Here is a 25,008-nt window from a genome sequence, read left to right as displayed (position 1 = left end):
TTCCGAGTCCTAAAAAAGGCATCGAACCAATACATTAGAGGGATTTTGCGGGCCTTTTGCGGGCTTTTCAGCTTGACCGAAATATCTAAACATCAGAAATTAAACGGAAAAGAAGTTCGAATGTGATGCCTCTTCTGGCACCATTTCTTTCAACATACTGATATTGTTGGGGTACTGTCAGAATGACTGTCCCTCGACAGAGCCTGCTGGGTGAGATGGTCTAGCATCGCTTCGAGAGGATCGCGAAACCGTCAAATTCCCAAGAGATGTAGAGAATTGGCGCACTGAGGTATGAAATCGCGCGCCAAAAGGGTTTCATGATCTTGGCAAGAACCCGGATTACAATCCAGTCTCTTTTCACGTCCTACCACTTGTGGTGCCGGCTAGAGGATTCGAACCCCTGGCCTGATGATTACAAATCAACTGCTCTACCAACTGAGCTAAGCCGGCACATCGCAAAGCAGGGCGCGCCTCTGGCGCAAAATCATTCTCGCGTCCAGTCCGATTGCGTCACATCGCGCGCACGCCTATCGGCCATGCCATGGACCTGGGCGCAATCGTTACCGAAACATGGAAAGAACTGGCTGACGAACGCGGCAGCGGTAACCCTGCGCGATATATCCCGGCGCTTGCGTCGGTGGACCCCCGGAAATTCGGCATCGCGCTTGCCACCAAGGAGGGCGAGGTTTTTTGCGCCGGGGATGCCGACGAAGCCTTTTCGATCCAGTCCATCTCCAAGGTTTTCGCGCTGGCTCTGGCGCTGGAGCGACAAGGGGCGGCGCTGTGGGACGTTGTTGGCCGGGAGCCTTCCGGGGATGCTTTCAATTCGATCGTCCAACTGGAACGCGAAAAGGGCATTCCGCGCAATCCCTTCATCAATTCGGGCGCCATTATCACCACCGATAGATTTATCGACGACCGTACGCCGGACGAGGCGGTGGACGATCTGCTCGGCCGTCTGCGGCGCATGGGGCGAGACGACACGATTTCCTTCGATCCGGAAGTGGCGCGAAGCGAAAGCGAGACCGGGTCGCGGAACCGCAGTCTTGCCTGGTTCCTCGCTGATTTCGGTCGCCTCATCAATCCGGTTGAGGACGTTCTGTCAGTATATTTCCGCCAGTGCGCTCTTTCGATGAGCTGTCGTCAACTCGCGGAAAGCGCCCTATTCCTCGCGGTCGACGGGACTGACCCCGTCACAGGCCAGCGGATGTGCAGCGCCAGCCGCGCGCGCCGCATCAATGCGTTGATGCTCATGTGCGGACACTACGACAACTCCGGGCAATTCGCTTTCGAGGTCGGGTTTCCGGGAAAATCCGGGGTCGGCGGCGGGATTCTCGCCAGCGTACCGGGCAGGGCCGCAATTGCGGTCTGGTCTCCCGGATTGAACCGGGCGGGAACGAGCCTGCTGGGTGCCAAGGCCTTGGCCTCGATTGCGCTCAAGACGGGCTGGTCGATCTTCAGCGGGCAATGGACCGAGCCCTAGAAGGCGCCAAACGTCCACCCTTCGGTGCCCGCGACATCGTTGGTGAGCATAGGCGGATTCCATCGATGCGGCTCGTGCGCGACGCTGCGCAACCACGCAGCGGTGAGCAGCGCGTCGGTGGCGTGATCGTCTACCGGACCGGTATCCATTACGGGCGGCGAGCCTAGAACCGCCAGAGCCTCGTTCAGTTCGTGATAGCTTCGCATCTTGGCTTTCGACGGGGATCTTCCGGCCTCAAGGGCAGCAAGGCTGGTGTATATCTCGACCAGTACGGAGCCCTTCTGCGGTAGCGGATCGACCGGCCAGACGGGGAGGTGGCCGCGGAGCCGGTGGAGCATCCGCATCCCAGTGAGGCTCGACTTGCCCACTTGTGCAGCGCCTACGAGATTGAAGTTCGAATAGGGTTTGCAGCCCATCGCCGCCTGTGCCTGCTCGGTAACGCGGAAACGGCCACGTCCGTGATTGGCACCGTCGCAACCGAAACGAGAACCTGTTTCGGCCCCATCCCGGAAGTAGGGACGCAGCTCCGGGTGAGCGACAAAGGCATTGGCGCCCAGATTGGTTTCTTCACCGGCAATGTGATCGATGAGCGCCCAAAGCGAAGGTCCGTCTGGGGGAGAGTGGGTCCAGCCGGGGAAGTAGGCTCCGCAATCGGCGTTAGGCAAAGCGATCCCGAGATCGAGCCCGACCAGCGTATCGGCTGGAAGCCGCTCGCGTAGGACATAGAGCACATCCTCCCGGGACCATTGATGCCTCACCAGTACAGGGGGCCCACCGCCGGCATCGGCGATGGCCAGAGCGATCCCTTTTTGCCGGGCGCCCTTTGCACCGGACCAGTCGATGGCAATGAAATGGCGAAATCTTCTATTCACGTTCGCGCCGGAGCTTGTCCCAGTACTCCAGGCGCTTCGTCACTTCGCGTTCAAAACCGCGTTCGACCGGCTCGTAATAGCGTTGAGGCTCCATTTCCTCGGGCCAGTAATTGTGGCCGGAAAATCCATCCTCGGCATCGTGATCGTAGCTGTAGCCCGATCCGTAGCCGATATCCTTCATCAGCTTGGTCGGCGCATTGAGGATATTTTGCGGCGGCATCAGGCTCCCCGTTTCCTTTGCCGACCGGTATGACGCTTTTTGCGCCTTGTAGACCGCATTGGATTTGGGCGCCGTGGCGAGATAGGTGCAGGCCTGAACCAGGGCGAGCTCGCCTTCGGGGCTACCCAGGAATTCGTAGGCATCCCTGGCCGCCATGCATTGGACCAGCGCCTGCGGATCGGCCATGCCGATGTCTTCCACTGCCATGCGGACGAGCCGGCGTGCCAGGAAGCGTGGCTCTTCACCTGCGGTCAGCATGCGCGCGAGGTAATAGAGACTCGCCTGCACGTCGCTTCCCCGGACAGCCTTGTGGAGGGCGGAGATGAGGTTGTAATGGCCCTCGCGGTCCTTGTCGTAGACCGCCACGCGCCGTTGCAGGAACTTGCCGAGCGCGGCGGGATCGAGCGGCTCCTCGATCTTCGCATTGTAGAGCGTTTCGGCCTGGTTGAGCAGGAAGCGACCGTCACCGTCGGCGCTGGCAATCAACGCATCGCGCGCCTCGGCGGTGAGGGGGAGGGGGCCTTCCAGATCTTCGGCCCGGCCCAGCAAGTGTCCCAATGCCTCGCGGTCCAGCCTCTGAAGGATTAGCACCTGCGCGCGGCTGAGAAGCGCGGCATTGAGTGCGAAGCTCGGATTCTCGGTAGTGGCACCGACCAGCGTGACCGTTCCGCGCTCGACGAAAGGAAGGAATCCGTCCTGCTGAGCACGATTGAAGCGGTGGATTTCATCTACGAAGAGCAAAGTGCGCTGGCCTGCCTCGGCGGCCTTGTCAGCAGCTGCGAAGGCCTTCTTCAGATCGGCTACCCCGCTGAAGACGGCCGACACGCTTTCGAAGCGCATTCCCACGCTGTCTGCCAGTAGCCGGGCGATGGTGGTCTTGCCTGTGCCGGGGGGACCCCAAAGGATCATGCTCGACAGGCGACCCGCAGCGACCATACGTCCGATGGCCCCCTCGGGCCCAGTCAGGTGATCCTGCCCGATGACCTCATCGAGGTTCACGGGGCGGAGGCGGTCGGCCAAGGGCGCATCCTCGCGCAGGGCGTCCGGACGAGGCGTCTGAGGTATATCGTCGGCGAATAGGTCTGCCATGGGGGTGCGACTTAGGGAGTGTTTCGGCATTTTGCCATCGCCGAGCAATAGGTTATGATTCCTTCGGGTATGCGAGTTGATGGGGAGGCTTGTGATATGAACGTGGAAACCAAAACACCGTGGCACCTGTGGGTCGTGGGTATCCTGACGCTGCTGTGGAACGCGGTGGGATGCTGGAGCTATACGAGCACGCAGCTTGGCATGCTCGATGGCTATGGAATGTCCCGGGAGGCGATTGACTACGTCACCGAATTTCCCGCTTGGGCGGATGCCCTGTGGGCCTTGGGTGTATGGGGTGCGCTGGCTGGTTCGATCCTGATCCTCCTTCGTTCGCGCCATGCCGTAACTGCGATGCTGGTCGCGCTGGTAGGCCTCGTCGGAACTACCATCTACCAGCGCGTGCTGACCGAACTGCCAGTCGATATGGCGGGGATCGGTCTGCCCATCGTTATCTGGGCGACCACATTGTTCCTGACCTGGTATGCGTTCCGGATGAGATCGCAGGGCGTGCTGCGGTAAGCTAGGTTACCGCAGATCGTTGGCTGCGCAGGCGCAAATAGGTGTTCACGACCGCCTGGTTGATCGCATCCCAGGAATAGGCTCGCGCAGCCATTTCTCCGGCCCTGCCGTGGGCGAGGCGCAAGGCGTCATCGGTGCAATAAGGGGCAAGTGCCTCGGCGCAGCCTTTTGCGAACGCGTCCGTCTTGCTCGGCGGGACAAGGCGACCGGTCTCGCCATGTTTGACCAGGCTGGCGGCGCCTGTCGCTCCCGCCGCTACCACAGGTAGCCCGCATGCCATTGCCTCGAGTGTCACGTTGCCGAATGTTTCGGTAATCGAGGGATTGAAGAAGACATCACCGCTGGCGAGCGCGCGTCCAAGGTTCCTGCCGGTCTGGAAACCGACGAAGGTTCCGCCCGGAAGTGCCTTCTCGAACCAGCCGCGAGCTGGACCATCGCCGATTACGAGCACCTTGTGCGGTATTTGCCGCTTGCGCAGTTCGACGATGGCATCGGCGAATACGTCGAGGCCTTTCTCCATCACCAGACGCCCCAAGAACACGATCGCAGTGTCTTCGTCGTTCAGTCCGTTGGCGCGGCGCCATTCCATGTCGCGCCGCGAAGGATCGAAAACCTCGCGGTCGACGCCGCGGGACCAGATCGAGATATCGTGATGCATCTCCTGCGATTTCAGCTCGTCGATCTGGCTTTGCGAAGGCGCGACCAGTGCATCGCAGCGATTGTAGAAGCGGCGCAGCAAGGCTTCGACGGCCGGCTCGAGGAAAGCCAGGCCGTAATATCGCGGGTAGGTTTCGAACCGGGTATGGACACTGGCAAGCACTGGCACATCATGCTTTCGCGCCCATTTGAGCGCTGCGTGCCCGGTGGGGTCTGGCGAGGCGATGTGGATCAGGTTCGGTGCGAACTGCGCGAGATCGCGGCGGGCTTTTTCGTCGAGGCCGAGGGGCAGGCGATATTCGCCGCGCCCCTTTACCGGCATGCGCACATTGGGGACCCCCACGAGATCGCCGGTCGCTTTGAAGTCGGGCTTTTCCACGACAGGAGAGTAGACCCTCAGCGCGGCCCCCTGCCTGAGCAGATAATCCGCAAGGCGATTGAGCGCCTGATTCGCACCGTCACGGGTATAATTGTAGTTCCCGCTGAAGAGCGCGATGCGAAGGTCGGTTACATCCATCGCGTGCGGCCATAGGAAAAGGCGCAGCGTTTGGCGAGTAGGCAGAGCACTTCGCTGCGACGACCGATTGCGTCGGCCCGCCGCATTCTTAAAGTCCCTTCGGAACTGCAACCCATGTCGTGGACTGATCTCACGAACATCCACTTGGTCAGCGCATACCTATTTCGCATTGACTTGAACTCAAGCAACTTTATTGCCGCCGGCGGGCCACGCGGTCCCAACGCCGCGCGAGCTCTCTGCAAGGAGAGAATACATGACTGCCGAACCGACGCTCAAACCAGAGCGCCCATTTTTTTCGTCCGGACCGACCGCCAAGCACAAGGGCTGGTCTGCCGCAAATCTCAAAACCGAATCGCTCGGACGCTCGCATCGCAGCGCCCTCGGCAAGTCGCGGCTGAAATACGCCATCGACCTGTCGAAGGAGATGCTCGGCGTGCCCGACGACTATCTCGTCGGCATCATGCCTGCCTCGGACACAGGTGCGCTTGAATGTGCGATGTGGACGATGCTTCGCCCCGATCGCCCGGCCACCGTCGCGGCATGGGAAAGCTTCGGCAATGTCTGGATCCAGGATGCTGTCAGGCAGCTCAAACTCCCGAAGCTGACGACGCTCGATGCCGATTACGGCGAAATTCCCGATCTGGCCTCGATCCCGCAGGACAACGATGTGGTCTTTACTTGGAACGGGACCACCTCCGGGGCGAAAATCCCGGATACGGAATGGCTCGCCGCGGGGCGGGAAGGCGTGACGATCAACGATGCGACCAGCGCCGTCTTCGCGATGGAGATGGACTGGGCAAAGCTCGATGCCACGACCTACAGCTGGCAGAAGGTGATGGGCAGCGAAGCCCAGCACGGCATGCTGATCCTAAGCCCGAAGGCTGTCGAGCGGATCGAGGAATACGAACCCGAATGGCCGCTGCCCAAGCTCTTTCGCTTGAAGAAGGGCGGCAAGATCAACACTGGCATTTTCGAAGGTGCCACGATCAACACGCCCTCCATGCTGGCGACGGAAGATTACATCGACGCGCTCGAATGGGCGCAGGCGATGGGTGGACGTAAGGCCATGTTCGAACGCGCCGATGCCAATGCCAAGCTGGTCAAGGACTGGATCGAGGCGACGCCGTGGCTGCGCAACATGGTCTCCGATCCGGCCAAGCAGACGAACACCGGCGTGTGTTTCGTCTTCCAGGGTGATTGGTACGACAGCCTTTCCGACGAGGACAAGGCAGGCGTTCCGAAGAAGATCGTCAAGCTGCTCGAAGAGCGCGATGTCGGCTACGATTTCAACGGATATCGCGACGCCCCGCCGTCCCTTCGTATCTGGTGCGGCGGTACGGTCGAGCAGGAGGACTTGAAGCGTCTCCTGCCATGGATCGAGTGGGCCTACGAAACCGTCAAGAACGGCTGATCCGGCTGGCGGCCCCGATACGGGCCGCCGCCTCTCTCCTAATTCCCCTACCCGGCGCTTTTTCCGGGAGAACGACAGGACAATTCCGTCATGACCAAACCCAAAGTTCTCATCAGCGACAAGATGGACCCCAACGCAGCGCGCATCTTTGAAGAGCGGGGCTGCGAAGTCGATGTGAAGCCGGGCATGACGCCCGATGAACTCAAAGCCGTCATCGGGGAGTACGATGGTCTCGCCATTCGTTCGGCGACCAAGGTAACGCCCGAAATCCTCGACGCTGCGACCAATCTCAAGGTCATCGGCCGCGCAGGTATCGGCGTGGACAACGTCGATATTCCCTATGCCAGCGGGAAGGGCGTGGTTGTAATGAACACGCCGTTCGGCAATTCGATCACGACTGCCGAACATGCCATCGCGATGATCATGGCGCTTGCCCGACAGATACCCGCCGCCGACCGTCGCACGCAGGCAGGCGAATGGCCGAAGAACGATTTCATGGGCGTGGAGGTCACCGGAAAGACGCTTGGTCTGATCGGTGCGGGCAATATCGGGTCTATCGTCGCGGCCCGAGCTCAGGGTCTCAAGATGAAGGTGATCGCCTTCGATCCTTTTTTGACTGCGGAACGCGCGCTGGAGATCGGGGTGGAGAAGGTCGATCTCGACACGTTGCTCGCGCGTGCCGACTTCATCACGCTTCATACGCCGTTGACCGACGAAACGCGCAACATCCTCTCGAAGGAGAACCTTGCAAAGACGAAAGCAGGCGTCCGCATCGTCAACTGCGCGCGGGGCGGGTTGATCGACGAGGAGGCATTGGCCGAGGCGCTCGACAGCGGGAAGGTTGCGGGCGCGGCGCTTGATGTGTTCCAGACGGAACCCGCCAAGGACAGCCCGCTGTTCGGCAAGCCCAATTTCATCTGCACGCCGCACCTCGGCGCCAGCACGACAGAAGCGCAGGTCAACGTCGCACTGCAGGTGGCCGAACAGCTTGCCGATTATCTCGTCAATGGCGGGGTGACGAACGCGCTCAACATGCCGAGCCTTTCGGCGGAGGAAGCGCCAAAGTTGCGCCCCTACATGAAACTTGCCGAAAACCTCGGCAGCCTCGTGGGGCAACTGGCCCACGGCAACCTCACCAAGATCAATATCGAGCGGGAAGGTGCAGCGGCCGAGCTGTCTGGAAAGCCCATCGAAGGGGCCGTCCTGGCGGGGCTCATGCGCCAGTATTCGGACACGGTGAACATGGTCAACGCGCCCTACCTCGCCAAGGAACGGGGGCTCGATATCCGTTCGATCCGTCACGAGAAAGAAGGCGCCTACAATACGCTGCTCCGGGTAACCGTCGGGACCGACGCAGGTGACCGGTCGGTGGCAGGCACGCTGTTCGGTTCCGATGCGCCGCGTCTGACCGAAATCTTCGGCGTCCGGATCGAGGCGGAACTCGATGGGCACATGCTCTATATCGTGAACGAGGACGCGCCGGGTTTCATCGGCCGCATCGGCTCGCTGTTAGGCGAGAACGGCATCAATATCGGCACCTTCAACCTCGGCCGGCGCTCTGCGGGGGGCGAAGCCATCCTGCTGCTCAGCGTCGATCAGCCGATTCCGGATGGTGTAGTAAAGAAAGCCTGCGCGCTCGAAGGCGTAAAGACCGTCATGCCGCTGGAATTCTGATCCGCGATAGGGCAGGGGACGCCGCGCAATGAACCAGCTCGACGATCTCCTGCCCATCGGCCTTGAAGATGCTCTTCCGGAGCGCTCGGCGATTATCACGCGCGCCATGCGCGAAATCCTGCGGGCGATGGACAGTCATGGATATGACCGTGTCCGCCCACCACTGATAGAGTTCGAACGCTCCTTGGCGGGCCGAATGGAAGGTGTGGCGACACGCCGGATGGTCCGGTTCACCGATCCGGAAAGCCTGCGCACGCTTGCTTTGCGAGCGGATATGACGGTTCAGGTCGGACGGATCGCCGCCACCGGACTCGCCGATGCGGCGCGCCCCTTGCGGCTTTGTTATGCGGGGGATGTGGCGCTACTCAAGGCGGACCAACTCGATCCTGCTCGCCAGCGGCTGCAACTGGGTGCCGAATTGATCGGGAGCGACAATGTCGCCGCGGCGATCGAGGCGGTTACGGTGGCGCTCGATGCACTGGAAGCGGCAGGCGTCACCGGTCTTTCCGTCGACTTCACGCTTCCGGATCTCGTCGACACTCTGGCAGACAAGGCGCTGCCGCTTGACGCTAACAGGCGTGAAGCGGTGCGGCGCGAACTCGATATGAAAGATGCTGGTGCGCTCAAGGCAGCAGGCGGCGCGGACTATCTTCCCCTGCTTTATGCCACCGGTCCCTTCGACGAGGCGATCGAAAAGCTGGCCGCGCTGGACGCGGGCGGTGCACTTGCCACACGAATTGCAGGCCTACGCAAGATCGCATCCGCGCTGGGCCACCGCGTAAGACTGACGCTCGATCCATCCGAACGGCATGGCTTCGAATACCAGAGCTGGTTCGGGTTCACCCTGCATGCACAGGGCGCACGTGCAGCGCTCGGTCGCGGCGGAACCTACGCCATCAAGGGTAGCGAAGAGGCGGCCACCGGCTTTTCGCTCTATATGGAACCTCTACTGGAAACGCTCGGTACCGGCTCTGAGAAGAGCCGCAAAACGGCGTTCCTGCCGCTGGGACATGATCGAGACGCCGCCGCGCTTCTACGCAGTGAAGGTTGGCGAACCGTTGCGGCTATCGATGACCAGGATGGTGCGTCATCATTGGGTTGCTCGCACATCCTCAAGGATGGGACTCCGGTCGAGCTCTAATCGGCAAACCATCGGTCATGCTTGGCCATTATCCGGGTAAACAGTTCCGAACCGACCAGACCTTTGAGCCAGCGCCCTACGTTGGTCAGCCCCTGCGCATCGAACCAATCCCGATCGGCATTCGCGAATTGGCGGACGAATGGAAATATAGCGATGTCCGCGAAGCCACGGCTTGCGCCGCACAGGTACGGCGTATCGGAAAGACGACCGTCCAGATCGCACAGGTATTTCACGGCTGCTGAACCGTGTTCCTCCGGATCGACATCATCGTACCGCGTGGAATATTTGTACCGGTCGAGATGGTGCTTGAAGGGACCGTCATTGGCAGCAACCAATGCGGGATCGTCACGGTCCAGCCAATCTTCGGGATCCGATCTCGCGAGAGCCCAGCGCATAATGTCGGTGCTCTCTTCCAGCACTTCGCCATCCGTCGTTACGAATACGGGTACTGTCCCTTTTGGTGAGGCCTGGAGCATCTGGGGCGGCTTGTCCCGCAACACGACCTCGCGGTGTTCGTACTCTGCGCCGCTAACTGCCAGCGCCATACGGGCGCGCATGGCGTAGGGGCAGCGCCTGAAGGAGTAGAGGAGCGCTTCAGCCATCGCCTGTCTTACGCCCCACATGCTCTTCGCCGCGAACCTCCGCCAGCTTCGCCTGACGCTGCCGTTCGGCATACCGAGCGCGCTGTTCGTCGCTCCGTTCCGGATAGCATTGATGGCAGGACACGCCCTCGACGTAGTGCCTGTGCGCAAGGTCAGATTCTTTCAGCGGGCGGCGACAGGCGCGGCATAGAGTGTGTGATCCCAATTCGAGACCATGCTTCACGCTCACGCGCTCATCGAACACGAAACATTCGCCGTGCCAGCGGCTTTCGGCCTCGGGTACTTCCTCAAGATATTTGAGGATTCCGCCTTTGAGGTGATAGACCTCGTCGAGGCCCTCGGACTTCAGGAACGCGGTGGATTTTTCACAGCGAATCCCGCCGGTGCAGAACATCGCGATCTTCGGCTTACGCCCTTCAGTTTCGAAGTCAGCCTTCCTATCGCGGAACCATTCAGGGAATTCGCGGAAGCTCTGCGTTTCCGGATCGATCGCGCCTTCGAAGCTGCCGATCGCAACCTCGTAATCATTGCGCGTGTCGATCACGATTGTATCGGGGTCCGAGATCAGTTCGTTCCAGTCCTGCGGATCGACATAGATCCCGACGCCCTTCAGCGGGTCTAGATCGGGCTGCCCCATGGTCACGATCTCTCGCTTCAGCCTGACCTTTGTGCGGTGGAAAGGCATTTCGGCAGCGCGCGATTCCTTCCATTCTAGATCGCTGCAGCCGGGCATGTTGCGAATGTAGTCGAGAACCTTTTCAATCCCTTCGTCGCTGCCGGCGATCGTGCCGTTGATGCCTTCCTCTGCCAGCAGCAGCGTACCGCGCACGCCGTTCTCTTCTGCGCAATGAAGCAATCCCTCGCGCAGGACGGAGGGATCCTTGAACCGCGTGAAATGATAGAGTGCGGCGATACGAATGGGTCGCTGGTCGGTCACTGGCGGGCCGATAGCAGCCATTCCGTCACGCCGCACCCCCGTTTGGTCAGTCGTTGAATTCGGCAGGATCGGGACCCATCCGGCCCTTCGGATCATCGAGGCCATCGATGCGCGCCATCTGATCGTCGCTCAATTCGAAGGACAGCGCCTTGAAATTGGCCTCGATATGGTCGCGGCTCGATGCCTTGGGAATGGGAGCCAGACCATGCTGCAAATGCCACCGCAAGATAACAGCGCTCGCCGGTTGGGCGGTTTCTTTTGCAATTTCTTCGATCACCTCGTTCGACAGGCCTTCGCCCTGACCCAGCGGTGACCAGCTTTGCGTGACAATGCTCAGTTGCTCGTGAACCCTGCGCATTTCGCGCTGCTGGAATGCGGGATGCAACTCGATCTGGTTCAGCGCCGGGGTCACTCCTGTCTCATCAATGATGCGGCGCAGGTCTTCCTCGCGAAAATTGGATACGCCGATGGACTTCGCCTTCCCGGCCTCGCGCAATTCGATCAGCGCTTTCCAGGTCTCCACGAAGAGGCCCTTTTCCGGACACGGCCAGTGGATCAGCAGCATGTCGACATGGTCGCGGCCCAGCCGTTCGAGACACTTGTCTGCTGCGCGAAGGGTTCGTTCGTATCCCTGGCTTTCGTTCCAGATCTTGGTCTGGAGGAAGATATCGGACCATTCACCGATGCCTTTGCCTACGCCCTTCTCGTTCTGGTATATCGCCGCCGTGTCGACCAGCCAGTAGCCGACATCGATCGCGGTCGATACGGCATCGGGCGCCTTGTCTTCTGCCAGCTTGTAGGTGCCGAAGCCTAACTGCGGAATCTTGCGGCCATCATTCAGATCGAGTGTGGGATAGTCGGTCATAAAGTCTCCTTTGCCCACACAATGGAGAAGTGCGGCGAAGTTTCCAGCGATGCGCCTTGCCCCGTGCCCGATATACCCCTAACGCCGCGCGCGTTTGAGCATCCGACATTGCGAGCAAAAAAGTTATGGCCAACGTCACCGTGATCGGCGCCCAGTGGGGCGATGAGGGCAAGGGCAAGATCGTCGACTGGCTTGCCAGCCGCGCCGATGCCGTAGTCCGCTTTCAGGGCGGTCATAACGCCGGCCACACGCTGGTGATCGACGGCACCACCTACAAGCTTTCCCTGCTTCCTTCAGGTATCGTGTCGGGCACGCTGTCGATCATCGGCAATGGCGTGGTGCTCGATCCTTGGGCATTAAAAGCGGAAGTCGAAAAGCTGGAAGGGCAGGGGGTCAGGATCAGTTCCGACAACCTTGCTGTGGCGGACAACTGCCCGCTCATCCTGCCCATTCACCGCGACCTCGACGGTCTGCGCGAAGCGGCAGCGGGTTCGGGCAAGATCGGCACAACCGGGCGCGGGATCGGCCCAGCTTACGAAGACAAGGTCGGCCGCCGTGCGATCCGCGTCTGCGATCTGGCGCATCTGGATGACCTGGAGCCGCAGCTCGATCGACTCTGCGCACACCATGACGCCCTGCGCGCCGGCTTCGAACAGCCGCCGGTGGATCGCGAACAGCTCCTTTCCGAATTGCGGGAAATTGCAGGCTTCGTGCTGCAATATGCCCAGCCGGTCTGGAAACGCCTTAAGAAAGTCCGCAAGGCCGGCGCGAAGATCCTGTTCGAGGGCGCGCAGGGTGTACTTCTCGACATCGACCACGGCACCTATCCGTTCGTCACCAGCTCGAACACGGTGAGCGGCACCGCTGCCGCCGGAAGCGGGCTCGGCCCCAACGCGACGGGTTATGTACTCGGCATCGTGAAGGCCTACACCACCCGCGTGGGCAGCGGCCCCTTTCCGACCGAGTTAGAAGACGAAATTGGCCAGCGTCTCGGTGAACGCGGCCATGAATTTGGCACGGTCACCGGTCGTCAGCGCCGCGTGGGGTGGTTCGACGCGGTCATCGTGCGTCAAAGCTGCGCAATCAGCGGAGTGACTGGTATCGCGCTGACCAAGATAGACGTTCTGGACGGGCTCGACGAGGTGAAGATCTGCACCGGCTACCGCTTGCGCAACAACGTCTACGATTACTTCCCTAGCCACGCTGCCGACCAGGCCGCGGTCGAGCCGATCTACGAGACGATGGACGGCTGGAGCGAAAGCACCGCGGGTGCGCGCAGCTTCGCCGATCTTCCCGCCAACGCAGTGAAATACGTGCAGCGCATCCAGGAATTGATCGAAACGCCGGTTTCTTTGGTCTCAACCAGCCCAGAGCGCGACGACACCATCCTGATGCGCGATCCCTTCATGGATTGAATTCTTTCGGCATCAGCGAACGAAAAGGTTTCGGAATTTGCCGGCGCGTTTAGGAAGCTCGGCACCGCTATAATCGCGGCGCAAGGCAACTCAAGGTCGGCCCAAGATTATTGAATCAGTCGCAATCGCCCACGTCGCCCCACGGAAATTGCGTCCTAGCCTTGCTCAATGTCTTCGAGCGCAGTGCCTGCGGCCAGCCATTTCTCCTCAGCGATCGCCAAGACATCGACGGCCTCGGCCCGGGCCCGAAGCGTGTCCTGCATTTTCGCACCGGACTGATTGCTGTGTTCGAGTATCATCGCATCGAGCTTTTCTAGGTCTGCAGTCAGGCGAACTACTTCCTTCTCCGCCTTCGCCAATTCCGATTTTGCGGTCCGTATCTCGTCCGCGGTATCGCGACTTCGAGAACCGCGTTGTTTTCCCGCGCCGCCGCGACGGCTTTCCCGTGATGGTTTTCGGCCCAGGACGAAATCAATGTAGTCCTGCATGCTTCCGGCATATTCGCGCGCAGTGCCACCATCGACCAAGACCAGCCGATCCGCCGTCAATTCGACCATGTGCCGGTCGTGGCTGATCAGGATCACCGCGCCGGTATACCCGTTGAGCGCCTGGATCAGCGCCTCTCGCGCGTCGACGTCGAGATGGTTTGTCGGTTCGTCCAAGATCAGAAGATGCGGCGCGTCGCGCGTAATCAGCGCAAGAGCCAAACGCGCGCGTTCCCCACCGGACAGCTTGTCCACACGCGTCTGCGCACGCGAACCGGAAAAGCCGAAGCGCCCCAGTTGTGCGCGAATGGCACCCTGGGCTCCGCCTTCCATCGCCCGGGTCATCAGATCCAGTGGTGTGTCTTCGCCTGCTAATTCTTCGACTTGATACTGGGTAAAGTAGCCGACTTTCAAGCGGCCGGGTGCGTTGACTTCACCTTCCGCCGGTTCAAGTTGGGACGCGAGAAGCCGTGCGAGCGTGGTCTTCCCGTTGCCGTTGCGGCCCAGCAGGGCGATACGATCGTCGGCTTCGATCCGGAAATTGAGCCTCCGCAGGATGGGCGGGGCTTCACCATAGCCCACCGCGGCCTGATCCAGCGTGATCATCGGCGATCGAAGCTCTTCCGGATCGGGGAAGTCGAAGCTGAGCGTGGGATCTTCCATCAGCGCCGCGATGGGCTGCATCCGCGCCAGCATCTTGGCGCGTGACTGGGCCTGCTTGGCAGTCGATGCACGGGCGCTGTTGCGGGCGACATAATCCTGCAGCCGGGCACGCTGAGCATCCTGCGAAGCCTTCGCTGCGGCCAGTTGCGCCGCGCGTTCGGCACGCTGCTTCTCGAACGCATCGTATCCGCCCGGATAAAGGGTCAGCTCGCCCCCCTGCAGGTGCAGGATATGATCGACCACCTTGTTCAGCAGGTCGCGTTCGTGGCTGATCACCACCAGTGTTGCGGGATAAAACCTGAGGAAATTCTCGAGCCAAAGGGTCGCTTCCAGGTCGAGGTGGTTGGACGGTTCGTCCAGCAGCAGGATGTCCGGTTCGGAAAACAGCAGTGCGCCCAAGGCAATGCGCATCTTCCAGCCGCCGGAAAAGCTTTCCACGGGGCGCTGCTGCATCACTTCATCGAACCCCAAGCCACTGAGAATTTTGGCCGCGCGTGCCGGTGCGCTGTAGGCGTCGATCGCCAGCAGACGGTCGTGCACATCGCCCATCCGATCCATATCGGTGCAGGTCTCGAGTTCTTCGAGCAGTGCCGCACGTTCGGTAGCGGAGGCCAGCACGACCTCCTCCGGCGTCATGTTGCCGCTGGGGGCCTCTTGCGCGATATAACCGATCCGGGCGCGAGACGGCTTGCTGATTTCGCCGGCATCGGGTTCGATTTCCCCGATCAGTGCCTTCATGAGAGTGGATTTGCCCGCGCCATTGCGACCGATCAGGCCGACGCGTGCTCCCACCGGGACCGTCGCGCTGGCGCGTTCGAGAATGGTCCGGCCGCCAAGCCGCACTGTGACACCGTCGATGGTAAGCATGCGGGGGCCCCTAGCAGCCAATCTCCGTTCGCCCAACGGAAATACCAATCGGGTAACGTGCTATCGCTACGCTGTATCGGTTGTCGGGAAGTGGGTCGTTTTCCCACCGAAGAGTTCTGTGTGAATGGACCGCAAGCCGACTGCGTCATTAAATTGCTGGTCTCAGTGTTTTCCGATGGTGGTCACTCGAATCTGACCGTGACAAGCGCCTTTCGTCAGTTCCACGTTGCAAACGAGACGAACATAAGTTGCCATGAACCGATCCTAGGAGTAATCTAATTTTGCGCCGTCGTTGGTAAGAACGGGGCGAAAGAGAACGATTATGACTTTTCGCGCTGCCCTCGCTGCTGCCGCTCTAACGCTCGCGATACCTGCTGCGGGTCAGGACCAACCAGATTGGAACGCTGCCGCGGTAACGGAGGTAACTCTTGATTCCTTTTCCTTCACACCGAAGGTCGTGAATCTTCTTGCGGGCACCCCGACCAAGCTGGTCCTCCGAAATGAAAAAGGCGGGCACAGTTTTTCGGCCCCGGCCTTCTTTGCGAGTTCGAGGATTGCGCCAGAGGATCGAGAAAAAATTAAGAATGGGAATGTCGAAGTTGATGGCGGCGAGACGGTGACAATACGCCTTGTCCCCGTCGCAGGAACCTACAAGCTGACCTGCACGCATTTCATGCACAACACCTTGGGCATGAGCGGAAAAATAGTGGTTCAGTAAGAACAGCAGCGACACAAGTTCGCTAGCGCCCGTTTTATTTCAGCGAAAGCGCAAATTCATCCTATGTAGGCAAAGCTTGGTTTGATGTCGGACGAACGGCAGGTTCTCGACCGGAACTCTTCGTCCGCCTGGAAAGTTGGTCGAACGAAACGAGGATTTCCGTCAGAGTGATAGCACGAATCAATCGCTTGGCTACCGCCGTGCCCGATTGCGACTTCGAACAGGACTACCGTGCTTGGGCGTTGCGTCAGCTTGAGGGGCGCCGCGAGGCGAAGCTCTATGCCCGCATGGCCGAACGTTCGGGAATCGACCATCGCTGGTCGGTGCTATCCGAAGAGGACGCTAGGCTCGATGAAGGCGATGGCTTCTATTCGGCCGAAGCACCGTCAACCGCGCGGCGAATGGAGATGTATGCCGAGGAAGCGCCCAAGCTATCGCTGGCAGCGATTGGCAAGCTGGGTGACTTGGGTGAGATCACGCATTTGGTAGTAGCTAGCTGCACTGGCTTCGTCGCGCCTGGGATCGACCAGATCGTGGCGCGTCGTCTCGGGCTGGCAGACGATGTCGAGCGCGTGCTTGTGGGCTTCATGGGCTGCTATGCTGCCGTAACTGCGCTGCGGACAGCGCGTCATATCGTGCGCTCCGAACCGCAAGCGCGCGTTCTGGTGCTAACGATCGAGCTATCGACGCTGCATCATCAGGAGACGGTCGATATCGAGCCGCTGCTGGCAGGCGCACAGTTCGGCGACGGAGCCGCGGCTGCGATTGTGAGCGGCAGTGGTGAGGGCCTCGCGATAGGCACCGGACTAACGGCGGCGCTGGAAGAAAGTGACGAGCTGATCACTTGGCAGATTGGCGACACGGGCTTTCATATGCGCCTTTCGGGCGAAGTCCCCGTACGTATCCGCGCCGCGCTGAAGCGCGACGATGTGCGCGCCCGCGTGCTCGGCAAAGACGACAAGCCTGCAGCCTACGCCGTGCATGCGGGGGGGCGCTCGATACTAGACGCGGTCGCCGACGGTCTCGATCTAGACGAGTGTGCGCTCGATCACTCCCGTGCAGTGCTGCGCGATTTCGGCAATATGTCCTCGTCGACGCTGATGTTCGTGCTGGAGAGGATCATGCGCGACCGGCCGGAAAGCGGCGTTGCACTGGCGTTCGGACCCGGGCTCGCGATGGAGGGGTTCCGCTTCGGACGGTGCGATGCTGGATAGGCGGGCGCAGGCAGACGAAATCATGGACGATCCCGCGCTCGATGCGGATGTCTACGCCGCGGTCCTGTGCGATCTGGCCAAGGTCAATACCGTCACAATGGCACGCCGCCCGACACTGGAGTTTCTGGAACGGGCCGTGGGTGGGCGGAGCGAAATTTCGCTCCTCGACATCGGCTTTGGTCAAGGAGACATGCTGCGCGCGATTGCCCGTTGGGCGCGTAACCGGGGCAAAACCGCGCGCTTGGTGGGGATCGATCTCAATCCGCGTAGCGAGGCTGTCGCTCGCGGCATGACAAACGCGAGTGAGCCGATCGAATATTGCACCGGGGATTACGCCGACCTCGCTGGAGAGAGCTTCGACTGCATAGTCTCAAGTCTCGTTGCACATCACATGACGCATGCGCAGCTTGTTGCTTACCTGCGCTTTGTGGAAGCCGAAGCCACTGCAGGCTGGTTCGTCAACGATTTGCACCGTCATGGCTTCGCTCATGCGGGCTACCCGCTGCTCGCACGATTGGCAGGCTGGCACGAGATCGTACGTAAAGACGGCCAGCTTTCGATAGCGCGGTCCTATCGCCCTCGAGAGTGGTTGCCGATCCTCGCGGAGGCTGGCGTCACGGCTGCGGCGGTCAAACGGGTTTTCCCCTTCCGCCTCTGCGTTGAGCGATTGAAATGATCCGCCCGATTGTGCTCGGGGCGGGGCCCGCAGGAAGCGTGGCCGCGCTGCTGCTCGCGGAAGGCGGGGCGGAGCCAATCCTGATCGATCGTGAGCCCGACATTGGCGATGCAATTTGCGGGGGGTTCCTGAGCTGGCGAACTGCCAAGGCATTGCGCGAGCTGGGCTGCGACCCGGCAGCGCTTGGCGCAAGGCGCGTGACGCGGCTGCGACTGTATGCTGGGGAGCGAGAGGCAGAAGCTGCACTACCAGAAGCCGGCTATGGCCTTTCTCGCAAAGCGCTCGACAGCACTCTGCGGCATCTTGCGGTAGAACGAGGTGCGCAGCTCGAAATCGATCGCGCGCGGAGCGTTGCGTCCGGCCGCATCGAAGGTGAGCGTCGAACGTGGGAAAGCGCCGCCATCTTTCTTGCCATCGGCAAACACGACATTCGCGGCGAAGCGAGGCCGCGCGACGGTGCCGACCTCGCGCTCGGTCTGCGTGTGCGTATCCCCGCCTCGGACAAACTCAATCGAATGATCGGCGCCGCGATTGAATTACATCTGTTTCGCGGTGGCTATGCCGGCGTCGTACTTCAGGAAGACGGCAGCGCGAATATCTGCCTCGCGGTGCGCAAATCTGTACTGGCCGATGCCGGTGGCGATCCTTGGGAGTTGCTAAAAGCGATTGCGCGCAAAAATGCAGGTTTCGCCCGCCGTATGGCCTACGCCGAAGCTGAACTGCCCGTCGATACGATCGGCGCAGTTCCCTATGGCTGGATCGCGCATGAGGCTGACAGCGGGGTCTACCGCCTGGGCGATCAGGCGGCGGTCATCCCTTCACTTGCTGGGGAGGGAATGGCGATTGCGCTCGCCAGCGGCCGGGCGGCGGCACAAAGCTACCTAGAGGGCGAGGGGCCGTCGATCTATCAGCGCCGCTTCGCACAGCGGGCAGCGCGGCCCGTGCGGGTGGCGGAGACACTCTGGCATTTGGCTGAAACTTCGCGTGGCGCGGCGGTGATGACGGTCGCGGCACGCCTCATCCCCGGGCTTGCTGGGATGGCGATGCGGATGAGCCGGATTTGAGTTCTGTCATCCAGCATGGTCATCGTTCCAGAGGGTGAGGCGCTCGGGTACAGCCGGGTGTTCGGTCGCATCGCATCGGTTTCAAAGTCCACCTTCATGGGTTCACCATGGGGAGCTAAGATTTTTACAATAGCGTCTGAAAAGATGGTGGGCGCGGCAAGGATTGAACTTGCGACCCCACCCGTGTGAAGGGTGTGCTCTACCACTGAGCTACGCGCCCGCCCTGAATTGGCGCTCCAGCGCCGGGCAGGGGCGCGCCTCTACCCGGCGAATCAGAGCATGGCAAGCGTGTCAGTTCGAGAGAAACGCTCCGATCTGTCGCAGGAATCCATCGAAGCCCCGCTCCGCCTGTGCTTGTGCGATACTGGGCGATGGACATAGCAGACAATAGGCCTGAATTCCGCTGGTGCCGAGCAGGCGCTGAGCGTCCAGCACGACCATCCCCGCCGTGGCGCGCTGCTGGCCGCTCATCATGGCAAAAACGTCGCGACCACCAGCGTCTTCCTCGCCGATTAGCCACTGTCGCAGGATGGTGTCGGCAGTGCCGCGGTCATCGCCGAGATAGACGGGCGACCACTCCTCTTCGCTGAGTTCCGCCTGACCGGCGACCCAAGCCAATGCTTCTTCCATCCCGCCATATTCGTCGACGAGGCGCAATTGGCGGGCGGTTCCGCCATCCCAGACGCGGCCCTGGCCTACCCGATCAACCTGATCGAGTGTCATATCCCGCGAGGCTCCAACACGCGTCAGGAAGTCGCTGTAGCCATCTTCGATCGAGGCTTGCAGGATGCGATCCACTTCGGGAGTGAAGCCGGCGATCGGGTCGGGTTGTCCCGATAGCGGCCCCGTCTTGACGCCGTCGCTCGTCACGCCAAGGCTGCTCGCAGCGTCTTCGAAGGTCGGGATGAAGGCAAAGATGCCGATCGATCCGGTAATCGTTTCGGGTTCGGCGAATATCCGGTCGGCCGGGGTTGCAACCCAATAGCCGCCGCTCGCGGCGACATTCGCCATCGACACCGCGACAGGAATGTCCTTTGCCTTGTGGCGCAGGATCGCGTTGCGGATTTCTTCGCTTGCCAAGGCTGAACCGCCCGGTGAATCGACACGTACCACCAGACCTGCAAAATCGCGCTCCAGCGCCTTGTCAAGCAGCGTGGCAATCCGCGTGCCGCCTGCGGTGCCGGGCCCCGCTTCGCCGTCCACGATTTCGCCGGCAATCGTGACCACGCCGATTTCGCGTCCGTCAGTCGGCCAGGGATTTTCTTCGAGCCACGCCGACAGAGACGTCGACGGATAGGTCCCGGGCATCTCGTTCCAGTCATCTTCGCCAACGATTTCGGTCACGCGCTCGCCGAATTCGATTCGGGTGCCAAGCTTGTCGACCAGACCGGCATTGAGCGCCGCGGTCGCGAGATCGCCCTCGGCCGCCTCGACCCACGCCGCCGGATCGCCGCTTACGAGCGCGAGATCCGCAGCCGGCCGCGCTTTTTTGACGCTGGCCTGCCACTCTTCCCAGAGTGCACCATAAAGGGCCTGGGCGTTTTCACGCGCAGGATCGGACATGCCGGCTTCGGTAAAAGGCTCTACCGCGCTCTTGTATGTGCCCACCTTGTACACCCGGGCATTGACGTTCAGCTTCTCGAGCAGGCCAGCGTAGTAAAGGCGGTTGCCACCCGGACCTGCGACGAAAGCGCCGCCTTGCGGATTGACCCAGACTTCGCTTGCGTGGGAGGCTAGGAATACGCCGTCGTCGGCATAGGCGGTGGCGTAGGCAAGTACGGGCTTCTCGGCGGCGCGAACCCGATCAAGCGCTTCGCCCACTTCGGCTAGGTGGACTTGGCCTGCACCGAGGAATCGGTCGAGATCGAGCACCACGGCATTGATGCGTTCGTCAGTTGCCGCAGCATCGAGTGCGCGAACCAGATCGCGGGCCTGATATTCGCCGACCGGTGCGCTTCCTGCCAAGAGAGCCGCGAACGGATCGATCGGCGTGCGCTCTTCGACGATTACGCCGTCAAGTTCCAGCAGAAGCGCCCCTTCACGGACCTGAGCCGGGCTGGGACGCGCGGTGAGTATCGCGAAAATCAGTCCGAAAAAGAGCAGCATGAACAGAAGGACGAGACCGTCCTTGATGCCAACCAGCAAGCGCCAGACTTTGCCTGCGAAATGCATGAAAACACGTCCCCTGAAATACCTTCGCGCTAGACCTAGGGGAGGCCGAAGCGTTGCGCCACCGGATTATGCTTGAGGGGTAGATAGCTCTCGACTAAGGGCGTGGCTTTAATGACAAGTTCGGAACCTTCGCCTCACGCGGCCCGCTATCCCGCGGGTGCGCTGGCATTCCCGCACCGCGACCTGCTTGGCATCGGCCAACTGGAACGGCACGAAATCCTTTTCCTGCTGGACGAGGCAGAACAATGGGTCGCACTGAACCGACAGCGGTCGAAACATGTCGATGCGCTGGCCGGGCTCACGATCATCAACGCCTTCTTCGAAAACTCTACCCGCACGCTTCTCAGCTTCGAGATCGCGGGCAAGCGGCTGGGCGCGGACGTGGTCAATATGCACGCCGCGCAATCCTCGGTGAAGAAGGGCGAAACGCTGATCGATACCGCGATCACGTTGAACGCAATGCGCGCCGATGCGATCGTGATCCGCCATGGATCGAGCGGCGCTACGGGGTTGATTGCGGACAAGGTCGACTGCCCTGTCCTGAACGCAGGCGATGGCCAGCACGAACACCCGACACAGGCGCTGCTCGATGCGCTTGCACTACGTCATGCGCTTCGTGAACGGGGCGAGGCCGCAGACGATTTCACCGGTCAGACGATCGTGATCTGCGGAGATATCCTGCACAGCCGCGTCGCGCGTTCCAACCTGCTCTGCCTCCAGGCGCTGGGCGCAAGCGTGAGGCTCTGTGCGCCGCCCGCCCTCATGCCAGTGGGCATCGAAGCGATGGGTGCGGAGGTGTTCCATGATTTCGATGCCGCTCTGGACGGCGCGGACGTGGTGATGATGCTCCGCCTTCAGAGCGAGCGGATGAGCGGCCAGTTCATCCCATCGGCGCGCGAATATCATCACCTCTACGGGCTGACCAAGATACGGCTTGCGAAAGCCAAGACCGACACGCTTGTGATGCATCCCGGGCCCATGAACCGGGGGGTGGAGATCGACAGCGATGTCGCCGACATGATCGATCGCTCGATAATCACGCGGCAGGTGGAGATGGGTGTGGCAATCCGCATGTCCTGTCTCGATGTCCTGACCCGCCGCGCACGGGGAGTCGAAGGCTGGGGAGACGCGGCATGAAGCAGATGTCACCCGTAACGATCATCAACGGCCGCGTCGTGACGCCCGATGGCATCCGTGAAGGTTCGCTGCACATGGCGGACGGCAGGATAGCTGCCCACGGTGATGGAGATGTCGTCGATGCGAAGGGGAAGCTGGTCGCCCCTGGTCTCGTCGACCTCGGTGTCTTTGCGATCGACAAGCCTGCGTTTCATTTCGGCGGGATCACGCGCGCTGCCCTGATGCCGGACCAGTCACCGCCGCTCGATCTGCCGAGCCGTGTCTCCTACATAGCGAAAAGCGGCAAGCCGGACCTCTGGGTTCATCCGCTGGCTGCCGGCACGCGAGGACTTGCCGGAAGCGAGATCGCGGAAGTCGCCCTCATGCAAGAGGCAGGTGCAAAGGGTATTGCCACGGGGCGGCAATGGATTGCCGATAGCGGGGTCATGCTCCGATTGCTGCAATATGCCGCGATGTTGGACCTGCCTGTTTTCTGTCATGCGGAGGATGCCGCACTGGTGGGCGATGCCGTTGCAACCGCCGGCGAATATTCCACCCGCCGCGGCCTGCCGAGCGCGCCCTGCGAAGCCGAGGCCATCGCAATCGCCCGCGATCTGGCGCTCGCCGAGATGGCGGGTGCGCAGATACACTTTCGGCAAGTCACTACGCGTCGAGGCCTGGAGCTTGTGCGAAGGGCAAAGAAAGATGGTCTGCGCGTAACGAGCGGTGTGACGCCGGCACACTTCATGCTCTCCGATCTCGCCACGGCTGAATTCAGGACATTCGCCCGCCTGTCTCCGCCCTTGCGATCCGAGGACGACAGGCATGCGGTGCGCGAGGCGATCGCCGACGGAACGATCGATGTAGTTGCAAGCGGGCACGATCCACGCGGCCCCGAGGACAAGCGCCTGCCCTTCAGCGATGCGGAACCCGGCATGGCTGGGGCGGAGACCCTGCTCGCAATGGTGCTTTCGCTGGTGCGGGACGAGGTCATCGACCTCGGACGGGCATTCGAACTGGTATCCACCAATCCCTCGCGTCTCCTCGGAGTGCGTGCTGGCAGCCTTGTCGAAGGCTATGAGGCAGATGTCGCTGTGATCGACCCGGACAAGCCGTGGGTCATCCAGAGTGCGAAGATGGCCGCAACCGCCGGAAATACCCCATTTGACGGTCAGCCGACGCAGGGCCGGGTCACCGCTCTATGGAAGGGCGGCCTGGCAATCGAGATCTAGGTAAAGAAGACCCCTCCAGAACGGCGTTCGGGAGGGGTCTTAATTGACAGTTATGTATCGCCAAGAGGCGTTTCAGCGGGCGGCCACCCTGATACTTCCATTGCCAAGCGCGCCCGGAAGTGGGTTGCTGCTGGCATAGGCAATGCAGCCACCACCCTTGCCCTTGACTGTGGAACACAGTGCACGGGCAGAGTCCCTGGCATATCCGACGGCAGCGACACGGTAATAGATCTTGCCGTTTACGCGGGCCTTGCTGATCACGCGTTCGGCGTCACCAAGCTCCGGATACATTGCCTGGAATTTATTCCATCCCGCTTCCGCATCCTGCATCGAGAAATAGGAGCCGAGCTGGATGTTGTAGTCGCCGCGAGCAAGCGAAAGGCTTGGTGCGGGCTTCGATGCCTTCCGAGCTGCCGGAGCCGGTGCAGCAACCTTCGTCGGTGCGACTTGACGCGAAGTAACACCATCCGCCGGGAGTGATGCAGATTCGGAGCGCTCAGAATTACTGGCGGCGGGCTGCGGTACAAAAGCTTGCTCGTCTTCTAGGTCGATGCGCTCGATCGCCGCTGGTCGGATGGCCGGGAGTTCCTGCGCATAGGCGAACTGGGCTTCCGGCATTTCCTCAGCGACAGACTCGACATTCTCGGATGCGAGCATTTCCACGTTCGGATTGTTCGATAGTGCGAGCATTGTCGGCTGACCGGGATCGGCCACGATATCGACCTCGAGAAGTGCCGCGATGCGTGTCCGATAGTGTTCGGGGTGCGCCATCGCGCCCCATTCGGCCATGCGTTCGCCGACCTTGTCAGCCGAAACATCTTCGGCAACCATCAGGCGCGCTTCACGCCATTGCCCGCTCATTGCATATGCATAGGCGAGGTTCTGACGGACCTTGGCGGTGTTGTTACCTGCACGTAGAGCGTTGGAGAGGACGTGGACGCCGCGCTGCGGCTGTCCTGCAAGCGAGATCGCGAGGCCGAAATCGGCTGGATCAATGGCGGTTTCATAACTCTCGAGGGTATGGATGGCGGCTGCTCGGTCGCCCATGCCCGCCTGCGCCAGCGAGAGGCTGACCACCGTTCGAGGGGAGCCATCGCCAAGCGCAATCGCATCCTGAAAAGTGGTGGCTGCCGAAGCGAAGCGGCCCGCTTCGAGATATGCATTGCCAAGCAGGGTGCGGGTGTAGGCATCTCGCGGACTTGCTAGAACCGCTGCTTCCGCATGTGTGACAGCCTTGTCGGCCTTGCCTTTGGCAAGTGCCACTTCGGCCTTACCCGCGGAATTGGCGGCCGTCGGCGCAACCTTTCCGGAGCAGCCCGCGAGCGCGGTTGTCGCGAGAGCCGTGGTCAAGGCGAGCCGGATGAAGGCGGAGTTCCTGGTCGTCATATTGTTATCCCTC

The 25,008-nt window shown here is 61.2% G+C and carries 21 protein-coding genes and 2 tRNA genes; 12 read left to right on the top strand and 11 right to left on the bottom strand.

Annotated elements, in window-relative coordinates:
- Window positions 1–374: 374 nt before the first annotated feature.
- A tRNA-Thr gene (locus tag GRI69_RS03090) sits at window positions 375–450 on the bottom strand.
- A gap of 91 nt (window positions 451–541) precedes the next feature.
- Between GRI69_RS03090 and GRI69_RS03085 the strand changes: the two genes are divergently transcribed.
- Window positions 542–1,483, top strand: a complete 942-nt coding sequence (locus GRI69_RS03085; protein WP_160726827.1) for a glutaminase — start codon at window positions 542–544, stop codon at window positions 1,481–1,483.
- Here the strand turns inward: GRI69_RS03085 and GRI69_RS03080 are convergent.
- Window positions 1,480–2,355 (bottom strand): DUF2267 domain-containing protein, encoded by an 876-nt coding sequence (locus tag GRI69_RS03080; protein WP_160726826.1) that lies wholly within the window; start codon window positions 2,353–2,355, stop codon window positions 1,480–1,482. The two genes, GRI69_RS03085 and GRI69_RS03080, sit on opposite strands and share 4 nt — an antisense overlap.
- Complete coding sequence (locus tag GRI69_RS03075) at window positions 2,348–3,664, bottom strand: replication-associated recombination protein A (RefSeq protein WP_160726825.1); 1,317 nt, start codon at window positions 3,662–3,664, stop codon at window positions 2,348–2,350. The genes GRI69_RS03080 and GRI69_RS03075 overlap by 8 nt, the downstream gene beginning before the upstream one ends.
- Window positions 3,665–3,760: 96 nt before the next feature.
- Between GRI69_RS03075 and GRI69_RS03070 the strand changes: the two genes are divergently transcribed.
- The gene (locus GRI69_RS03070; protein ID WP_160726824.1) at window positions 3,761–4,183 is read left to right on the top strand and encodes a hypothetical protein; all 423 of its coding nucleotides are present in this window, start codon (window positions 3,761–3,763) and stop codon (window positions 4,181–4,183) included.
- A 1-nt stretch (window position 4,184) separates the two neighbouring features.
- Here GRI69_RS03070 and GRI69_RS03065 read toward each other — a convergent pair whose 3' ends face one another.
- A complete protein-coding gene (locus GRI69_RS03065) occupies window positions 4,185–5,357 on the bottom strand; it encodes a glycosyltransferase family 4 protein (RefSeq protein WP_160726823.1) in 1,173 nt (390 codons plus the stop codon).
- Window positions 5,358–5,610: 253 nt separating this feature from the next.
- Here GRI69_RS03065 and GRI69_RS03060 point away from each other — a divergent pair, with 253 nt between their 5' ends.
- From GRI69_RS03060 to GRI69_RS03050, 3 genes are all read left to right on the top strand, one after another.
- Window positions 5,611–6,768 carry a phosphoserine transaminase gene (locus tag GRI69_RS03060; RefSeq protein WP_160726822.1) on the top strand — a complete coding sequence of 386 codons (1,158 nt, stop codon included), beginning with the start codon at window positions 5,611–5,613 and terminating at the stop codon, window positions 6,766–6,768.
- A 90-nt stretch (window positions 6,769–6,858) separates the two neighbouring features.
- The gene (gene serA / locus GRI69_RS03055) at window positions 6,859–8,442 is read left to right on the top strand and encodes a phosphoglycerate dehydrogenase (RefSeq protein WP_160726821.1); all 1,584 of its coding nucleotides are present in this window, start codon (window positions 6,859–6,861) and stop codon (window positions 8,440–8,442) included.
- Window positions 8,443–8,470: 28 nt separating this feature from the next.
- Window positions 8,471–9,583: an ATP phosphoribosyltransferase regulatory subunit gene (locus GRI69_RS03050; RefSeq protein ID WP_160726820.1), complete on the top strand. Its 1,113-nt coding sequence runs from the start codon at window positions 8,471–8,473 to the stop codon at window positions 9,581–9,583.
- Here the strand turns inward: GRI69_RS03050 and GRI69_RS03045 are convergent.
- Genes GRI69_RS03045 through GRI69_RS03035 form a run of 3 tightly spaced genes read right to left on the bottom strand, consistent with a single transcriptional unit; the run spans window position 9,580 to window position 11,987 of the window.
- Window positions 9,580–10,185 carry a glutathione S-transferase gene (locus tag GRI69_RS03045; protein ID WP_160726819.1) on the bottom strand — a complete coding sequence of 202 codons (606 nt, stop codon included), beginning with the start codon at window positions 10,183–10,185 and terminating at the stop codon, window positions 9,580–9,582. The genes GRI69_RS03050 and GRI69_RS03045 overlap by 4 nt on opposite strands.
- A complete protein-coding gene (trhO, locus tag GRI69_RS03040) occupies window positions 10,178–11,143 on the bottom strand; it encodes an oxygen-dependent tRNA uridine(34) hydroxylase TrhO (RefSeq protein ID WP_202391793.1) in 966 nt (321 codons plus the stop codon). Before trhO ends, GRI69_RS03045 begins: the two co-directional genes overlap by 8 nt.
- A gap of 25 nt (window positions 11,144–11,168) precedes the next feature.
- Window positions 11,169–11,987 carry an aldo/keto reductase gene (locus GRI69_RS03035; protein ID WP_160726818.1) on the bottom strand — a complete coding sequence of 273 codons (819 nt, stop codon included), beginning with the start codon at window positions 11,985–11,987 and terminating at the stop codon, window positions 11,169–11,171.
- Between the two features lie 125 nt (window positions 11,988–12,112).
- On the opposite strand from GRI69_RS03035, the gene GRI69_RS03030 reads away from it, so the two are divergent.
- Window positions 12,113–13,402, top strand: a complete 1,290-nt coding sequence (locus GRI69_RS03030) for an adenylosuccinate synthase (protein ID WP_160726817.1) — start codon at window positions 12,113–12,115, stop codon at window positions 13,400–13,402.
- Between the two features lie 155 nt (window positions 13,403–13,557).
- Here the strand turns inward: GRI69_RS03030 and GRI69_RS03025 are convergent, their stop codons facing one another.
- Complete coding sequence (locus GRI69_RS03025; RefSeq protein ID WP_160726816.1) at window positions 13,558–15,417, bottom strand: ABC-F family ATP-binding cassette domain-containing protein; 1,860 nt, start codon at window positions 15,415–15,417, stop codon at window positions 13,558–13,560.
- 322 nt (window positions 15,418–15,739) lie between these two features.
- On the opposite strand from GRI69_RS03025, the gene GRI69_RS03020 reads away from it, so the two are divergent.
- The 4 genes from GRI69_RS03020 (at window position 15,740) to GRI69_RS03005 (ending at window position 19,089) form a co-directional block, all read left to right on the top strand.
- Window positions 15,740–16,135, top strand: coding sequence for a cupredoxin domain-containing protein (locus GRI69_RS03020; protein WP_160726815.1), 396 nt, complete (start codon window positions 15,740–15,742; stop codon window positions 16,133–16,135).
- Window positions 16,136–16,302: 167 nt separating this feature from the next.
- On the top strand, window positions 16,303–17,349 hold the full coding sequence (locus tag GRI69_RS03015; protein ID WP_419957059.1) for a type III polyketide synthase: 1,047 nt from the start codon (window positions 16,303–16,305) through the stop codon (window positions 17,347–17,349).
- Complete coding sequence (locus GRI69_RS03010; protein ID WP_160726814.1) at window positions 17,339–18,025, top strand: methyltransferase domain-containing protein; 687 nt, start codon at window positions 17,339–17,341, stop codon at window positions 18,023–18,025. Before GRI69_RS03015 ends, GRI69_RS03010 begins: the two co-directional genes overlap by 11 nt.
- Window positions 18,022–19,089, top strand: a complete 1,068-nt coding sequence (locus GRI69_RS03005) for an FAD-dependent monooxygenase (RefSeq protein WP_160726813.1) — start codon at window positions 18,022–18,024, stop codon at window positions 19,087–19,089. Before GRI69_RS03010 ends, GRI69_RS03005 begins: the two co-directional genes overlap by 4 nt.
- 145 nt (window positions 19,090–19,234) lie before the next feature.
- Here the strand turns inward: GRI69_RS03005 and GRI69_RS03000 are convergent.
- Together GRI69_RS03000 and sppA are read right to left on the bottom strand one after the other, a co-directional pair.
- Window positions 19,235–19,309 (bottom strand) — tRNA-Val (locus GRI69_RS03000).
- 71 nt (window positions 19,310–19,380) lie between these two features.
- Window positions 19,381–21,261: a signal peptide peptidase SppA gene (gene sppA / locus GRI69_RS02995; RefSeq protein ID WP_160726812.1), complete on the bottom strand. Its 1,881-nt coding sequence runs from the start codon at window positions 21,259–21,261 to the stop codon at window positions 19,381–19,383.
- A gap of 111 nt (window positions 21,262–21,372) precedes the next feature.
- Here sppA and GRI69_RS02990 point away from each other — a divergent pair, with 111 nt between their 5' ends.
- Both GRI69_RS02990 and GRI69_RS02985 read left to right on the top strand, forming a co-directional pair.
- The gene (locus tag GRI69_RS02990; RefSeq protein WP_160726811.1) at window positions 21,373–22,398 is read left to right on the top strand and encodes an aspartate carbamoyltransferase catalytic subunit; all 1,026 of its coding nucleotides are present in this window, start codon (window positions 21,373–21,375) and stop codon (window positions 22,396–22,398) included.
- Complete coding sequence (locus tag GRI69_RS02985; RefSeq protein ID WP_160726810.1) at window positions 22,395–23,609, top strand: dihydroorotase; 1,215 nt, start codon at window positions 22,395–22,397, stop codon at window positions 23,607–23,609. The genes GRI69_RS02990 and GRI69_RS02985 overlap by 4 nt, the downstream gene beginning before the upstream one ends.
- 72 nt (window positions 23,610–23,681) lie before the next feature.
- Here the strand turns inward: GRI69_RS02985 and GRI69_RS02980 are convergent, their stop codons facing one another.
- Window positions 23,682–24,995 carry an SPOR domain-containing protein gene (locus tag GRI69_RS02980; protein WP_160726809.1) on the bottom strand — a complete coding sequence of 438 codons (1,314 nt, stop codon included), beginning with the start codon at window positions 24,993–24,995 and terminating at the stop codon, window positions 23,682–23,684.
- Between the last annotated feature and the right edge of the window lie 13 nt (window positions 24,996–25,008).

The sequence above is a fragment of the Qipengyuania vulgaris genome, assembly GCF_009827325.1.
GTDB lineage: Bacteria > Pseudomonadota > Alphaproteobacteria > Sphingomonadales > Sphingomonadaceae > Qipengyuania > Qipengyuania vulgaris.
The sequence above is the reverse complement of the archived record's forward strand: the minus strand, read 5'-3'. Positions and strand labels throughout refer to the sequence as shown.

Excerpts from the sequence above, each read along its gene's own strand:
- GRI69_RS03085 (WP_160726827.1), top strand. The coding sequence starts at position 542 with ATGGACCTGGGCGCAATCGTTACCGAAACATGGAAAGAACTGGCTGAC.
- GRI69_RS03075 (WP_160726825.1), bottom strand. The coding sequence starts at position 3,664 with ATGGCAGACCTATTCGCCGACGATATACCTCAGACGCCTCGTCCGGAC.
- GRI69_RS03070 (WP_160726824.1), top strand. The coding sequence starts at position 3,761 with ATGAACGTGGAAACCAAAACACCGTGGCACCTGTGGGTCGTGGGTATC.
- GRI69_RS03065 (WP_160726823.1), bottom strand. The coding sequence starts at position 5,357 with ATGGATGTAACCGACCTTCGCATCGCGCTCTTCAGCGGGAACTACAAT.
- GRI69_RS03060 (WP_160726822.1), top strand. The coding sequence starts at position 5,611 with ATGACTGCCGAACCGACGCTCAAACCAGAGCGCCCATTTTTTTCGTCC.
- serA (WP_160726821.1), top strand. The coding sequence starts at position 6,859 with ATGACCAAACCCAAAGTTCTCATCAGCGACAAGATGGACCCCAACGCA.
- GRI69_RS03050 (WP_160726820.1), top strand. The coding sequence starts at position 8,471 with ATGAACCAGCTCGACGATCTCCTGCCCATCGGCCTTGAAGATGCTCTT.
- GRI69_RS03045 (WP_160726819.1), bottom strand. The coding sequence starts at position 10,185 with ATGGCTGAAGCGCTCCTCTACTCCTTCAGGCGCTGCCCCTACGCCATG.
- trhO (WP_202391793.1), bottom strand. The coding sequence starts at position 11,143 with ATGGCTGCTATCGGCCCGCCAGTGACCGACCAGCGACCCATTCGTATC.
- GRI69_RS03035 (WP_160726818.1), bottom strand. The coding sequence starts at position 11,987 with ATGACCGACTATCCCACACTCGATCTGAATGATGGCCGCAAGATTCCG.
- GRI69_RS03030 (WP_160726817.1), top strand. The coding sequence starts at position 12,113 with ATGGCCAACGTCACCGTGATCGGCGCCCAGTGGGGCGATGAGGGCAAG.
- GRI69_RS03025 (WP_160726816.1), bottom strand. The coding sequence starts at position 15,417 with ATGCTTACCATCGACGGTGTCACAGTGCGGCTTGGCGGCCGGACCATT.
- GRI69_RS03020 (WP_160726815.1), top strand. The coding sequence starts at position 15,740 with ATGACTTTTCGCGCTGCCCTCGCTGCTGCCGCTCTAACGCTCGCGATA.
- GRI69_RS03010 (WP_160726814.1), top strand. The coding sequence starts at position 17,339 with ATGCTGGATAGGCGGGCGCAGGCAGACGAAATCATGGACGATCCCGCG.
- GRI69_RS03005 (WP_160726813.1), top strand. The coding sequence starts at position 18,022 with ATGATCCGCCCGATTGTGCTCGGGGCGGGGCCCGCAGGAAGCGTGGCC.
- sppA (WP_160726812.1), bottom strand. The coding sequence starts at position 21,261 with ATGCATTTCGCAGGCAAAGTCTGGCGCTTGCTGGTTGGCATCAAGGAC.
- GRI69_RS02990 (WP_160726811.1), top strand. The coding sequence starts at position 21,373 with ATGACAAGTTCGGAACCTTCGCCTCACGCGGCCCGCTATCCCGCGGGT.
- GRI69_RS02985 (WP_160726810.1), top strand. The coding sequence starts at position 22,395 with ATGAAGCAGATGTCACCCGTAACGATCATCAACGGCCGCGTCGTGACG.
- GRI69_RS02980 (WP_160726809.1), bottom strand. The coding sequence starts at position 24,995 with ATGACGACCAGGAACTCCGCCTTCATCCGGCTCGCCTTGACCACGGCT.